The following is a 12,952-nucleotide window of genomic DNA, read 5'->3' as shown; positions in this document are numbered from 1 at the left end:
TTCTCAATAGGATAATGGTCCTTTAATCTTTAATTAATTTGTATATCAGGTGCTATGAAACAAGTTTTTATTCTTCGCGGCTTACCCGGCTCGGGTAAATCATATTATGCGCAAAGCCTAGCTGATGAGCTGGTGGCTGGCAATGAAAGTGATTATGTAGTGTGCGCAACAGATGATTATTTTTACAATAGCGAAGGTGAGTATCAATTTGATAAGTACAAGCTGCCTGAATATCACAACTTAAACTTAGCCCGTTTTATTAATGCGCTAGCTGAAGAAATCCCGTTAGTGATTGTCGATAACACCAATATCAAAAAATGGGAATTCATTGCCTATGCGCAAGCGGCTACTGCACTGGGTTATCAAGTAAAAGAAGTGATCGTAGGTGAAATTAAAGATAAATCATTACAGCACCTTTATGCCAAGCGCTGTGAACATAAAGTGCCACTTCGCATGATAAGCAAAATGGCTTATATGTTTGAATGGTAAAGTTTAAAGGAAAAGGAAGCGTTAGCTTCCTTTTTAGCAATACGCCTGCTGTTCTATGGCTTCATAAATAGCGTTACACAGCTTAGTTAAGCTTTGTTCGTCGCTTATGTAAGGCGGCATCAAATAAATTAACTTGCCAAACGGGCGGATCCACACACCTTGCTCGATAAAAAAGCGTTGAATTTTTGCTACATCAACAGCTTGATTAAGCTCTACAACACCAATTGCCCCCAATGTTCGCACATCAACGACTGCATCGAGCTGCTTACACTTTGCAAGTTGCGCTGTCAGTACATCATTTATGTGTTCAATTTGCTCTTGCCACGGTTGCTCGAGCAGTAAATCAATACTCGCACAGGCTGTAGCACAGGCAAGCGGGTTACCCATAAAAGTTGGGCCATGCATTAATACGCCGGCTTCACCTTCACTAATACCCACAGCGACTTTGCTGGTGGTTAATGTCGCTGAGAGCGTCATCATGCCACCCGTTAATGCTTTACCAATACATAAAATATCAGGTTCTATGGAGGCGTGCTCAACAGCGAACAAGGTGCCAGTGCGGCCAAAGCCTGTGGCGATTTCATCACAAACAAGTAAAACATCATACTTATCACAAAGAATGCGCAGGTGTTTTAAGTAATCGGGATGGTAAAAATTCATGCCCCCAGCATTTTGCACAATGGGTTCAATGATAAATGCCGCAACATCTTGATGGTGAGCGGCAAAGTAGCTTTCAAGTGTATCAGCTTCAGCAGGGCTAAACTCGCCATTATATTTAGCACTCGGCGCAGGCACAAAAACATGTTCAGGTAAAAAGCCTGAGTACATGCTGTGCATTGAATTAACCGGGTCGCAAACGCTCATGGCTGCAAAGGTATCGCCATGGTAGCCCTTAAGCGGTGTCATTAGTTTTTGTTTGCCGGTATAACCTTGGCTAAGCCAGTACTGCAAGGCCATTTTTATGGCAACTTCAACACTCACAGAGCCACTGTCGGCTAAGAACACCTTATCGAGAGACTTAGGTGTGATACTGACTAGCTTTTTACACAGCTCAACAGCGGGCTCATGAGTTAGGCCACCAAACATGACATGACTCATTTTGCTAACTTGCTTGGTGATCGCTTCATTTAAAACAGGATGGCAGTAACCATGGATAGCACTCCACCAAGAGGCCATACCATCTATTAGGCTTTCGCCTGTTTCTAAGAAAATACGATTTGCATTGGCATGACTGACTGGGTACACGGGAAGGGGCTGAGTCATAGAAGTATAAGGATGCCAAATATGCTCACGATCAAAATCTAAATCTATTGGTTGTTTATTAATCATATGTAAACTTTATATCGCTTCGATTCGTTGACAATGTTACGTCAAGTCGTAGACTAAGCCAATCTTACCGTCCCAATAATTTAAAAAAAGAGACTATTATGGAGCACGCAGTTGTCCGTCACGATTGGACTCACCAAGAAGTAAAAGCATTATTCGAAATGCCGTTCAATGATTTGTTATTTAAAGCGGCCAGTGTGCATCGTGAAAACTTCAACCCAAATGAAGTACAAATTTCTACTTTGTTATCGATTAAAACCGGTGCTTGCCCAGAAGATTGCAAATATTGTCCTCAGTCAGGTCATTATAAAACAGACTTAGACCGTGAACGCCTTATGGAAGTAGAAAAAGTGGTTGAGCAAGCGCGTGTTGCCAAAGAAAAAGGCGCAACTCGTTTTTGTATGGGTGCTGCGTGGTCTGATCCGAAAGAACGTGACATGCCATACATCGAAAAAATGGTCAAAGAAGTGAAAGAGCTTGGGCTTGAGACCTGTATGACCCTTGGCATGTTAGATAATGACAAAGCTCATGCATTAAAAAACGCGGGTCTTGACTACTACAACCATAACCTAGATACATCACCTGAGTATTACCAACAGATCATTACAACACGTACTTACCAAGACCGTTTAAATACCATTGATAACGTGCGCGATGCCGGCATGAAAGTATGCTCTGGCGGTATTGTTGGTATGGGCGAGCAAGCTGCTGACCGTTTTGGTTTATTAATGCAATTAGCTAATTTGCCGCAACAGCCAGAGAGTGTGCCAATTAATATGTTGGTTAAAGTGAAAGGCACGCCACTTGAAGATGTCGAAGACTTAGACCACTTTGAGTTTATTCGTACTATCGCAGTTGCACGTATTATGATGCCGAAAAGTTATGTTCGTTTATCAGCTGGTCGTACGGCGATGAATGAACAAATGCAATCTCTGTGTTTCTTTGCTGGTGCTAATTCAATTTTCTACGGTGATAAACTACTGACTACAGAAAACCCTGAAGCAGACGCAGATATGATGCTAATTAAAAAATTAGGCATGAACCCAGAAACACGTGAAGATTACTCAGATGAAGCAGTAGAAGCATCACTTTCATCAAAGGTTGCCGATAAAGCAACATCTGAATTATTTTACGAAGCGTAGCAATTAAATGGCTTTTGATTTTATTGCCGAGCATCTTGTTGAGCGACAAGCAGATGCATTACTGAGAAAGCGTCAACTTGTTGAGCAATCAAGCGGGCGCTTTATTCAGGTTGCAGGCAAACAGTATTTAAATTTTGCCAGTAATGACTACCTTGGCTTTGCGGATGATTTTATTGAAATACAAGCGCAGCAACTAGGTAGCCACAGTTCAGCGCTAGTAAATGGTTATAATCAAGCGCAGCAAACGCTTGAGCAGCGTTTATGCGAGTTATTAGGCTATGAAAGCGCCATGTTATTTAATAGCGGATTTAGTGCTAATAGCAGCGTATTAAAAGCATTGTTTCAAGATAAAACCGTTTCGCAATCATCGGCAATATTTCAAGATAAGCTCAATCATGCCAGCTTAATTGATGGCGGACTTCATTGTGCCGCTGCCATGGTGCGCTTTAATCATAACGACCTTAAGCATTTAGAATCTCGGTTACAAAAGTCAAAAGCAAAGCATAAGCTCATAGTAAGTGAAGGGGTGTTTTCGATGGATGGCGATCAAGCCCCCATTGAAGCACTCTGTAAACTCGCTAAACAATACAACGCGTGGCTGATGATTGACGATGCTCATGGCTTTGGCGTATTGGGCGAGCAAGGTTTAGGAAGTTGTGAGGCAATCAAGCCTGATTTACTGATCATCACCTTTGGCAAGGCACTAGCAAGTAGTGGTGCTTGCCTGCTTGCATCAAAACAAATGATTGATTACATGCTGCAGTTTAATCGCGAATACATTTATTCAACGGCGATGTCACCACTGATGGCAAGTTGTACTCTAGAGCGACTCGAAAAGTTATTAAAGGCGGATAAGAGACGGGCTAAGCTGACAGAGAATATTGCCTACTTTCGAGCGCTTGCCAAAGAGCATAACTTAGCATTAATGGAATCAACAACGGCTATTCAGCCTTTGGTATTGGGCGATGCAGAACACACGCTTGCCGTTGCTAATAAACTTAAAGATAAAGGCGTGTGGTTAACCGCTATTAGACCGCCCACGGTGCCTTTTAATACGGCACGACTTAGGGTAACCCTAAGTAGCGCGCATCAAGCTTACGATATAAAAAAACTGGTTGATTCGCTAGTGGAGTGTTTATGAGTGTTCAACTGCAAGCGCCTTTAAGCTTTCTACACAGTAATAAGCTAACAACACAAACTAAGTTCTCTAAAGCGGCTGCAAATTACGCGAGCCATGCTAATGTTCAAAAACAAGCGGCTGCGCACTTATTTAAAATGATGGCAAGTAAGCATCAGCAGGGTACTTGCCTTGATTTAGGGGCTGGACCTTTAGTTAACACGGCAATGCTTAAAACACATTTTGATACGGTATTGGCAATGGATTTAAGTCATTCCATGCTAAGCACAGAGCAAAACCCGCGTTGTTTAAAAGTCTGTGCTGATATGGATAACCTACCATTACAGCAAAACTCCCTTGATTGTGTGTTTAGTAATTTTGCAATGCAATGGTCTGCTGATTTAGAAGCACTACTTAAAAGTCTTTTTTATTCACTAAAAGCGGGCGGTAAGGTTTATTTAAGCTGCGTGGTAGATGGATCGCTCAAAGAGATCAAACAGGCATTTGCTTGTTTAGACGAGCAAAGCCATATTAATCAGTTTCATTGTGCTAGTCACATTATTGAGTATGCAAAATTGGCGGGGTTTAAACTGAATTTTGCAGCCGATAGATGTTATATAGACGCCTATAACTCTCCATTAGAAGCACTGCGCTCGATAAAAGCGATTGGTGCTACCTCATTGCAAACTAAGCAAAAGCGCCATGGGTTATTAACAAGGCAGGCACTTAATAGTGTTTGTAAGGCATACCCTCTGGTTGATGGGCATGCTAGAGTGAGCTATCAAGTTGTCCTTTTAGAACTAGAAAAATAGAATTAACTCAAAAATGAAAGAATTTTTTATTACGGGTACAGACACCGATGCCGGAAAAACCCATGTCACCAGTTTATTACTAAACTTACTAGCGCAACATAAACAGCGTGCGGTGGGTTTTAAACCCATTGCAGCAGGTGCAGAAGAAGCATTTGGTCAGCTAGTGAATGATGATGCATTAACCTTAATGGAAAGCTCATCAATTGGGGTTAAATATAACATAGTTAACCCCTTTACCTATGAGCCGCCTATTGCACCGCATATTGCAGCTGCCCAAGTAGGTGACAGACTGACATTTGACAAGCTCGATGCTGCTTATGCGAATGTAAAAGCCCTCAATACCGATTATATTCTTACAGAAGGTGCCGGCGGTTGGTGTTTACCTATCAACGAAACCGATTTGCTCAGTGATTGGGTTAAATCACAGCAGCTGGATGTAATTTTAGTTGTGGGTATGAAACTAGGTTGCCTAAATCACGCATTACTGACAGCAGCTCATTTTAAAGCGCTCGGTGTAAATTGTGTGGGTTGGATTGCAAATCATGTCGACCCAAATATGCGTGAACAAGAGGCCAATTTAGAAACACTAAAATCAGCATTACCTTTCCCGCTTTTGGCGATTAGTCCGTATACAGACGGCACCCCTAAATTAAAAATTTACAAAACCTTACTTGAAATTTTATCTATCAACCCATAATAATTGAGTTGTTACTTTTGACATACTCTGTCACAATTGGTTGCAATTAGTTCCTTGCAACCAATTGCATAAGCCCTAAACTGAGTTGGTAGAACACCCAGATAATTTTATTAACTAACGATTTTTAACCATGTCGTTAGTTAATACAATTGGTATGTTTATTCTGAGGTTTTTATGAAGCGTGTATTTTTGTTTCTACTGACTAACTTAGCGGTAATGCTAGTGTTAGGTATTGTGTTGTCTATTGTGATGAGCGTACTGGGTATTAGCCATCGCAGTCTAGGCGGCATTTTAGTTATTTCAACGGTGTTTGGTTTTGGTGGCTCGTTTATTTCGTTATTTATGTCGAAATGGATGGCAAAAAAATCAACCGGTGCACATGTTATTGAACAACCTCGTTCTGAAACAGAACAATGGTTAGTTTCGACGGTAGCAGCGCAAGCGAAAAAAGCAGGTATCGCGATGCCAGAAGTGGCTATTTACGATAGCCCTGAAATGAACGCATTTGCGACCGGCCCAAGTAAGAACAACTCGCTGGTGGCTGTGAGCACAGGTTTATTACATAACATGAATCAAGATCAAGCTGAGGCGGTATTGGCTCATGAGGTGTCACACATTGCAAATGGTGACATGGTAACGCTGACACTTATCCAAGGTGTAGTGAATACCTTTGTTATCTTTATGGCGAAAGTATTAGCAGGTATTGTTGATAACTTCCTTAATAGTGATGAAGAAGAGGGCGGTAGTAGCTGGACATACTTCTTGTTCGATATGATTTTCCAAATGTTATTTGGTGTTCTAGCAAGTGTGATAGTTGCTTACTATAGCCGTAAACGCGAATTCTCTGCGGATGCCGGTGCAGCTAAGCTAGTAGGTGCAGATAAAATGCGAAGCGCCCTTGAGCGTTTAAAACAAAACCACCCATCACAACTAGAAGGTTCAATGATGGCATTTGGTATTGCAAGCGGTAAAGGTGTTGCTGAGTTATTCTCATCACACCCACCACTTGATGAGCGTATTAACGCATTACGTTAATTTAAAACACGAAAAAGCCAGCTTGATGCTGGCTTTTTTTATTCTTGGTTTTTCTCTCGCTCGAGTTGTTGTGGCAACAATACCTCAACAATTTCACGGGCCGGTAAGGTATACCTTACACCATCGAACATCACAGATGTGTGTTCATCAATACTGGTGATCCCTGTTAAGGTCCAGCCTTCGCCGCGCTCTTTACAGTACACTGTGGTGGTAGGTTGAATTACTTTAAATTCTTTACTCATCGAACTTAATCTAATTGCTTGAAATTGCGTTTATAGTAAGACAATAATGCCTGCTCATAAAGCAAAAAGAAGAAATTAACGTGTCTAGCCACGATGACTTAGCCTTTGACTTACGCCCCATTCGTCATAAAGATTGCCAAGCAATTTGGGATATTTTAAAAGATCCGCAAGTACAATCGTTTAATGATTACGGCACTGATATAACGAAAGGTGACGTGTATGATTTTATTCAAGGCGACATAGAACGTTTTTATACTCAACAAGGCATTCGTTTAGTTATTGTTTTACGAACTAGTGGGCAAGTTATTGGTAGCGTGGGCTTATTTAACATAATTGACGGGCAGGGCATGTTGGGCTTTGAATTGGCATCGCAATACTTTGGCAAAGGAATAATGCAAAAGGTATTAGATATGCTATTTGAAAATCTGACGACCTTTGTAACGACACCACTAAACAGTGTGGTCGCCTTAATTAACCCAAATAACAGCGCCAGTATTAAACTTTTGACTAAATGCGGCTTTCAACAACATGACGCGCACTGGGTAAAGTACGTTTGCTAATTACTATAATAGTACAATCTTGTTCTGCTAGAGTTGCTACTATAAAATAGCGCCTTATTTTCACAAAGGAGCGCCAGCAACTATGGCAAAGGCCAAACCAATTACCAGTATTGAAAGTTACGGTATTTACAGTCATTGGGATGCAAAAGAAAAAGACCTGCCTCAAATCACCGAATTTACAACAGACGTTCCTGCACAGTTAGATATTGAATTTGGCTTTATTGTTAATATTAAAAAGGCCAAAGGACAAAAAATTAAATTTTGCGTTTACCACCCAGATATCCCCGATGAGGATGGCGAGATCATGCCACCGTTTGAGGGAGAACAGTACGTTAAAACAAACGATTGGCAGTTTTATTTAGGTGATACGATATGGGCGCCTGTTGATAATAAAGTCGGTATTTGGCGCATGACTATTGAGTTAAATGGCCATATAATTGCTGATAAATCCTTTAACTTATTAAAGGAAGCCGAAGGTTCTGCCACTGAGTTTTGGAAGCATCGCGGTTATTAATCTTTAAACTTGAGAGGGACTATGTATCAAGGAAGTTGTTTGTGCGGCAAAGTAAAAGTAACGGTTGCTGGTGGCATAGACTCAATTATTCATTGCCATTGCTCTTTATGTCGTAAAAACTCAGGCACAGCCTACGCAACCAATGGCTTTATTCAACGAGATGGTTTTAACCTCTCAGAAGGTAAGCAGCATTTAAGTGCCTTTGAATTTAAACCCGGCAGAATTCGCTATTTTTGCAGCTACTGTGGCTCGCCGGTTTATAGCGAGAATAAAGACGATCCAAGCCGCTTACGTATTCGCTTAGGTTTACTAGATAGCGATATAAACGAGCGCCCAATCAGTCATAACTTTGTAAGCTCTAAAGCAAATTGGGATACCTTTAACACAGAAATCCCATGCTATGATGGATTTGAACCAAGCAGAGGCAAGTAACAGTCATGATAGCGAATACACCAAACCCCCCTTATTATGCCGTAATTTTTACGAATACCTTATCTGACGATACCACCGGTTATGAAAAAGTGGCTAATAGAATGGTAGAACTTGCAGAGCAACAACCAGGGTATTTAGGTATGGAGTCTGTACGTGATGGTTTGGGTATTACGGTGTCGTATTGGCAAAACTTAGATGCAATAAAAGCCTGGAAACAAAACGTAGAGCACTTAAATGCCCAACAGCTCGGCAGAGACAAATGGTACAGTGCGTTTACAACGCGTATTGCTAAAGTAGAGCGTGATTATTCATTGTGATAATAATTAAAAGAACACATCATACTGTGTTGGGCTTTATTTTAATCTCAGCATGGCTTTGAATTTGAGCTTTTTAATAAGCAGGGTAAGTGTGTAAGATCCAATAAGGAGCTCATGAAATAATAAGAAAAATCACATTATTTGGCTACTGACTTTGTCGCCAACTTTTTGTTTATCTCGAAACAAATAGTCAAAAGAGTTTAAACATTTGTTTCCAAAAAACGCTCAATATTTGTTTAACTTAAGTGTGCTTAATGTAACCAGCATCACACCAATAGCAAAGCCCATTACTAAACCACCCGATAAATCGGAACTAACACCAAATACCGTATCCGATTCTCTGACATTTGTTAGCCAGTGAAAGAGCATGAACGAAACGCTAGATATTGATGAAAGTAGAATTAGCTTTACCTTGTTAGACACAACAACCTCAAATATTGACGTATTTTAGTTTTATGATTGTTAAGTAATAGCAGACGTTGATTGATATTGCGACCAAAAAAGAAAATGTACGAAAGTGATTTTTTGCGAGTTTAAAGCCCACAATAGTGGGCTAAGTGTTTATCGTAATTACAAAGTATAATTAAAACCGATAGCTATACCGTCATCTTCGGTTTGTGCCATCTGAGCTTCTTGTTCAGCGTCATTACTCGAGAAGTCGCTAAAATCTTTACGGGCTTCGATATATAAAATGGTGTCTTCTGCCATAAAGTAGTGCGCACCAATTACTGCAAATTGGCGTTTAAACACATCTTCAGGGTCGGCATTAAAGTTCGGCTGAATAACATAGTCACTACCTGCATCAAAAACGTTATAAGCAACAAAAGTACGTATGTCATTATCAAAGCGATAGCTTAAAATAGACTCTAAACCAACAGCATCTTTTATTAAGCGGCCTAAGTTGTCGGTATCGTGGTTTTCGTTTTTATTGATATTCGCTGATGCATACCAACCCGGTTTATAAAAATCACCATAGGTAATGCCCATACCATAAATTAAATCGTTTACTGATTGATTTCGGCCACCGGCATACACAATATCAAACTGGCCACGGTTAACACCGGCCGTAACTTTTAAATTAGGGCTAACCGAGTAGGTGAGTGCAGCGCCATAAGTCGAATTAAATTCTACTTTTTGCGCAGCATTGTTTCCTTGGTTCCAAAGTACTTCACAAGAGCTTCTTGAAATATCAACGATGTCACAGGTGTAAAATTCATCAGATTTTAGCTGTGCTTGGATCGCTAAATGAAAATCACCCCAGGTATTACGATACTGCAGTACTTTATCGCCGCGGCCTGTGCCATTTACAGCTCCGTCATCTTTATTGTAGGTATAAACACCTGCTGCATTACCATCCCACACTAAGCTGTAGTTGGTGTTATAAACAACGTCGTACCATGCACCCCATTGTTTACCTAATGTAACTTGGCCGTAATCGTCATGCTTAAGGCCAACATAGCCTAAGCGGTTATATAAAAACTCATCTTGAATTGATTCAAAGCGATTGCTGTATACGATATCGCTGCTACCAACAGGGTTTACACCCCATTCAAGTAAAGCAAACGCTTGCCAGCCGTTTTTTAATTGGCGCTTAAAATCAAAATTAATGCGTGATGCACCGTTTACTACCTCAGTTTCGCCTTGCGTATTAATCACCCTAGCATCGATAAAACCACCAACTGTGACACTATTGGTTTGATCGTTATAGATCTCGATGGCATTGGCTGTAGGTATGGCAAGCATGCCTGCAACAAATAAGGCAGTGTGTGTTCTTTTCATAAAGTACCTTGATTAAATATTGTCCCTAATAGGTATAATTTAGTTAAGGAACGGAGATTATCAAAGCTAAAATAGGGTCAAAAGTGAAAAATTATCATGCAACAAACCGAGTTTGAGGAAAAATTATTCACTTTAGGTTCACTATATTGAATTATCAATGAGTTACTGAGCCTAAAAAATAGACACCTTCTGGCTTAGCGTTCTAAGCATGAGTTTAGTATTTGGGGTTTCGGCGCCTAAGCCATACAGCAAGGTCATAAAATAGCAGTCGAGTAATATAGCAGCTTTCACTTTATTAAACTGTGGTTGGTCAGCAAAAACCAATGATTGAATTAGTTCCATGTGTTGTTGTTGGAATGTTTGCGAAAATAGCCGCTGACTAAAAAGCACTTTATAGAAGCGGTGATGCAAACAATAAAACTGATAAAAATATTGCGCGTAATGATTAATCTTTAAGCGAGCAGGGCGGTGAATATCGGTTTCTTTTGCGCGCTCCAACACATCAATAAATTTAGCTTCAAGGCAGGCTTCTAAAATAGCGACTTTATCAGCAAAATGATTAAACAAGGTGCCCACTGCTATGTTGCTTGCTGCTGAAATTTGCCGTGTTGAAGTATCGTTAAATCCTTTCTCAGTAAAAAGGTGCCAAGCCGCATCTAAAATACGTCGGTGAGTGTCTCCATGTTTGCTCATTCTTAACCTACTGTTTGTATTTAGTTATTTTAAAAGTGAGCGTGCTCATATAATTAAGTGAGCGCGCTCACTAAAGGTAGTCGTAAGTGTTGTTCTTGTAAAATTAGCTTGTGTATTTAATTAAACTTTCATGGCGTGCCAAGCGGCTTTAGTTTAAAATTGCACACAGTTTCATTTTTACTTTTTACCCGCTGGAGGGTACCGCTATCATTAGTACAGCTAATATCACCATGCAATTTGGTGCTAAACCTTTATTCGAAAATATCTCAGCAAAATTTGGCGATGGTAACCGTTACGGTTTAATCGGTGCGAATGGCTGTGGTAAATCAACCTTCATGAAAATCCTAAGTGGTGAACTAGAGCCATCTTCAGGTAATGTCAGTACAGATCCAAACGAGCGTATCGCAAAACTAAATCAAGACCAGTTTGCATACGAAGAGTTTTCTGTAATCGACACAGTGATCATGGGTCATAAAGAGCTGTGGGAAGTAAAAAAAGAGCGTGATCGTATTTACAGCTTACCTGAGATGAGCGAAGAAGATGGTATGCGTGTAGCAGACCTAGAAACTGAGTTTGCTGAAATGGATGGTTACTCAGCAGAAGCAAAAGCGGGTGAGTTACTAATTGGTGTAGGTATTGGCACAGAGCAACACTACGGCCCTATGTCTGAAATAGCACCGGGTTTTAAACTGCGAGTGTTACTTGCACAAGTGCTGTTCTCTGATCCAGATATCATGCTTCTGGATGAGCCTACCAATAACTTGGATATTTACACCATCAAATGGTTAGAAGACGTGTTAAATCAGCGCGACTGTACCATGATCATCATTTCGCACGACCGTCACTTCTTAAACTCAGTATGTACACACATGGCTGATATCGATTACGGAGAGCTTCGTATTTACCCTGGTAATTACGATGAGTACATGTTTGCAGCAACGCAAGCTCGTGAGCGTCTACTAAGCGAAAATGCGAAGAAGAAAAGCCAAATTGCAGAACTTCAACAGTTCGTATCGCGCTTCTCTGCAAACGCTTCAAAAGCAAAACAAGCAACATCACGTGCTAAACAAATCGATAAAATTCAGCTTGAAGAAGTTAAAGCGTCTTCGCGTCAAAGCCCATTTATTCGCTTTGAACAAGAAAAGCAGTTATTCCGTAATGCCTTAGAGTTAACAAACTTAGCGCAAGGTTTTGACGAAATGCTTTTCAGCGGCCTTGAAGGTCTAGTCGAAGTAGGCGAGCGCATTGCAATCATCGGTGAGAACGGTGTTGGTAAAACAACATTATTAAATACCCTAGCTGGTCGCTTAGCACCTAAACAAGGTGAATTTAAATGGTCTGATAACGCTAATATTGGTTATTACGCACAAGACCATGCTGACGAGTTCGAAAAAGATATGAACTTATTTGAGTGGATGGAACAATGGCAACAAGAAGGTGATGACGAGCAAGTTGTTCGTAGTTTCTTAGGTCGAATGCTGTTTTCACAAAACGACATTAAAAAGTCAGTTAAAGTGATTTCAGGTGGTGAGCAAGGCCGTATGTTGTTTGGCAAAATTATGATGCATAAACCAAACATCTTATTAATGGATGAGCCAACCAACCACATGGATATGGAATCTATCGAAGCGCTTAACTTAGCACTTGAAGCATACGAAGGTACTTTGTTGTTCGTATCTCACGATAGACAATTTGTATCATCACTTGCTAACCGTATTTGGGAAATCAAAGACGGCAAAATTATTGACTTTAAAGGTACATACACAGAGTACCTAGCAAGTAGAGAAGCATAATTAG

At 40.5% G+C, this 12,952-nt stretch carries 16 protein-coding genes; 11 read left to right on the top strand and 5 right to left on the bottom strand.

Going from position 1 to position 12,952, the window contains the following annotated elements; translation table 11 throughout:
• The first annotated feature begins 54 nt into the window (after positions 1-54).
• Positions 55-489, top strand: coding sequence for an ATP-binding protein (locus C2M33_RS07620; RefSeq protein WP_054553905.1), 435 nt, complete (start codon positions 55-57; stop codon positions 487-489).
• 33 nt (positions 490-522) lie between these two features.
• Here the strand turns inward: C2M33_RS07620 and bioA are convergent, their stop codons facing one another.
• Positions 523-1,818, bottom strand: a complete 1,296-nt coding sequence (gene bioA / locus C2M33_RS07615; protein WP_105174157.1) for an adenosylmethionine--8-amino-7-oxononanoate transaminase — start codon at positions 1,816-1,818, stop codon at positions 523-525.
• Positions 1,819-1,916: 98 nt separating this feature from the next.
• On the opposite strand from bioA, the gene bioB reads away from it, so the two are divergent.
• From bioB to htpX, 5 genes are all read left to right on the top strand, one after another.
• Complete coding sequence (gene bioB / locus C2M33_RS07610; protein WP_105174156.1) at positions 1,917-2,957, top strand: biotin synthase BioB; 1,041 nt, start codon at positions 1,917-1,919, stop codon at positions 2,955-2,957.
• 7 nt (positions 2,958-2,964) lie between these two features.
• On the top strand, positions 2,965-4,098 hold the full coding sequence (locus C2M33_RS07605; RefSeq protein ID WP_105174155.1) for an aminotransferase class I/II-fold pyridoxal phosphate-dependent enzyme: 1,134 nt from the start codon (positions 2,965-2,967) through the stop codon (positions 4,096-4,098).
• Complete coding sequence (locus C2M33_RS07600; RefSeq protein WP_105174154.1) at positions 4,095-4,886, top strand: methyltransferase domain-containing protein; 792 nt, start codon at positions 4,095-4,097, stop codon at positions 4,884-4,886. Before C2M33_RS07605 ends, C2M33_RS07600 begins: the two co-directional genes overlap by 4 nt.
• A gap of 13 nt (positions 4,887-4,899) precedes the next feature.
• On the top strand, positions 4,900-5,583 hold the full coding sequence (bioD, locus tag C2M33_RS07595; protein ID WP_105174153.1) for a dethiobiotin synthase: 684 nt from the start codon (positions 4,900-4,902) through the stop codon (positions 5,581-5,583).
• 174 nt (positions 5,584-5,757) lie between these two features.
• Positions 5,758-6,618 (top strand): protease HtpX, encoded by an 861-nt coding sequence (gene htpX, locus C2M33_RS07590; RefSeq protein WP_054561446.1) that lies wholly within the window; start codon positions 5,758-5,760, stop codon positions 6,616-6,618.
• A gap of 38 nt (positions 6,619-6,656) precedes the next feature.
• Here htpX and C2M33_RS07585 read toward each other — a convergent pair whose 3' ends face one another.
• Positions 6,657-6,860 carry a hypothetical protein gene (locus tag C2M33_RS07585; protein WP_105174152.1) on the bottom strand — a complete coding sequence of 68 codons (204 nt, stop codon included), beginning with the start codon at positions 6,858-6,860 and terminating at the stop codon, positions 6,657-6,659.
• Positions 6,861-6,940: 80 nt separating this feature from the next.
• Here C2M33_RS07585 and C2M33_RS07580 point away from each other — a divergent pair, with 80 nt between their 5' ends.
• The 4 genes from C2M33_RS07580 to C2M33_RS07565 all read left to right on the top strand — a co-directional run bounded on the left by C2M33_RS07580 (position 6,941) and on the right by C2M33_RS07565 (position 8,683).
• The gene (locus C2M33_RS07580; RefSeq protein WP_158685575.1) at positions 6,941-7,420 is read left to right on the top strand and encodes a GNAT family N-acetyltransferase; all 480 of its coding nucleotides are present in this window, start codon (positions 6,941-6,943) and stop codon (positions 7,418-7,420) included.
• An 82-nt stretch (positions 7,421-7,502) separates the two neighbouring features.
• Positions 7,503-7,934 carry a DUF3859 domain-containing protein gene (locus tag C2M33_RS07575; protein WP_105174150.1) on the top strand — a complete coding sequence of 144 codons (432 nt, stop codon included), beginning with the start codon at positions 7,503-7,505 and terminating at the stop codon, positions 7,932-7,934.
• Between the two features lie 21 nt (positions 7,935-7,955).
• Positions 7,956-8,366, top strand: coding sequence for a GFA family protein (locus C2M33_RS07570; protein ID WP_105174149.1), 411 nt, complete (start codon positions 7,956-7,958; stop codon positions 8,364-8,366).
• A gap of 5 nt (positions 8,367-8,371) precedes the next feature.
• Entirely contained in the window at positions 8,372-8,683 is a 312-nt protein-coding gene (locus tag C2M33_RS07565) for an antibiotic biosynthesis monooxygenase family protein (RefSeq protein WP_105174148.1), read from the top strand.
• A 225-nt stretch (positions 8,684-8,908) separates the two neighbouring features.
• On the opposite strand, the gene C2M33_RS21105 is transcribed toward C2M33_RS07565, so the two are convergent.
• The 3 genes from C2M33_RS21105 to C2M33_RS07555 all read right to left on the bottom strand — a co-directional run bounded on the left by C2M33_RS21105 (position 8,909) and on the right by C2M33_RS07555 (position 11,155).
• Positions 8,909-9,052, bottom strand: coding sequence for a hypothetical protein (locus tag C2M33_RS21105; protein WP_158685574.1), 144 nt, complete (start codon positions 9,050-9,052; stop codon positions 8,909-8,911).
• 201 nt (positions 9,053-9,253) lie between these two features.
• Entirely contained in the window at positions 9,254-10,462 is a 1,209-nt protein-coding gene (locus C2M33_RS07560; protein WP_105174147.1) for a porin, read from the bottom strand.
• 171 nt (positions 10,463-10,633) lie between these two features.
• Positions 10,634-11,155, bottom strand: a complete 522-nt coding sequence (locus C2M33_RS07555; RefSeq protein WP_105174146.1) for a TetR/AcrR family transcriptional regulator — start codon at positions 11,153-11,155, stop codon at positions 10,634-10,636.
• 206 nt (positions 11,156-11,361) lie between these two features.
• Here C2M33_RS07555 and C2M33_RS07550 point away from each other — a divergent pair, with 206 nt between their 5' ends.
• Positions 11,362-12,948 carry an ABC-F family ATPase gene (locus tag C2M33_RS07550; protein ID WP_105174145.1) on the top strand — a complete coding sequence of 529 codons (1,587 nt, stop codon included), beginning with the start codon at positions 11,362-11,364 and terminating at the stop codon, positions 12,946-12,948.
• Positions 12,949-12,952 lie beyond the last annotated feature (4 nt).

The sequence above is a fragment of the Pseudoalteromonas sp. T1lg122 genome (assembly GCF_002964825.1).
GTDB lineage: Bacteria > Pseudomonadota > Gammaproteobacteria > Enterobacterales > Alteromonadaceae > Pseudoalteromonas > Pseudoalteromonas gelatinilytica.
The sequence above is the reverse complement of the archived record's forward strand: the minus strand, read 5'-3'. Positions and strand labels throughout refer to the sequence as shown.

Coding starts and splice junctions, on each gene's coding strand:
- C2M33_RS07620 (WP_054553905.1), top strand. CDS start 55: ATGAAACAAGTTTTTATTCTTCGCGGCTTACCCGGCTCGGGTAAATCA.
- bioA (WP_105174157.1), bottom strand. CDS start 1,818: ATGATTAATAAACAACCAATAGATTTAGATTTTGATCGTGAGCATATT.
- bioB (WP_105174156.1), top strand. CDS start 1,917: ATGGAGCACGCAGTTGTCCGTCACGATTGGACTCACCAAGAAGTAAAA.
- C2M33_RS07605 (WP_105174155.1), top strand. CDS start 2,965: ATGGCTTTTGATTTTATTGCCGAGCATCTTGTTGAGCGACAAGCAGAT.
- C2M33_RS07600 (WP_105174154.1), top strand. CDS start 4,095: ATGAGTGTTCAACTGCAAGCGCCTTTAAGCTTTCTACACAGTAATAAG.
- bioD (WP_105174153.1), top strand. CDS start 4,900: ATGAAAGAATTTTTTATTACGGGTACAGACACCGATGCCGGAAAAACC.
- htpX (WP_054561446.1), top strand. CDS start 5,758: ATGAAGCGTGTATTTTTGTTTCTACTGACTAACTTAGCGGTAATGCTA.
- C2M33_RS07585 (WP_105174152.1), bottom strand. CDS start 6,860: ATGAGTAAAGAATTTAAAGTAATTCAACCTACCACCACAGTGTACTGT.
- C2M33_RS07575 (WP_105174150.1), top strand. CDS start 7,503: ATGGCAAAGGCCAAACCAATTACCAGTATTGAAAGTTACGGTATTTAC.
- C2M33_RS07570 (WP_105174149.1), top strand. CDS start 7,956: ATGTATCAAGGAAGTTGTTTGTGCGGCAAAGTAAAAGTAACGGTTGCT.
- C2M33_RS07565 (WP_105174148.1), top strand. CDS start 8,372: ATGATAGCGAATACACCAAACCCCCCTTATTATGCCGTAATTTTTACG.
- C2M33_RS21105 (WP_158685574.1), bottom strand. CDS start 9,052: ATGCTCTTTCACTGGCTAACAAATGTCAGAGAATCGGATACGGTATTT.
- C2M33_RS07560 (WP_105174147.1), bottom strand. CDS start 10,462: ATGAAAAGAACACACACTGCCTTATTTGTTGCAGGCATGCTTGCCATA.
- C2M33_RS07555 (WP_105174146.1), bottom strand. CDS start 11,155: ATGAGCAAACATGGAGACACTCACCGACGTATTTTAGATGCGGCTTGG.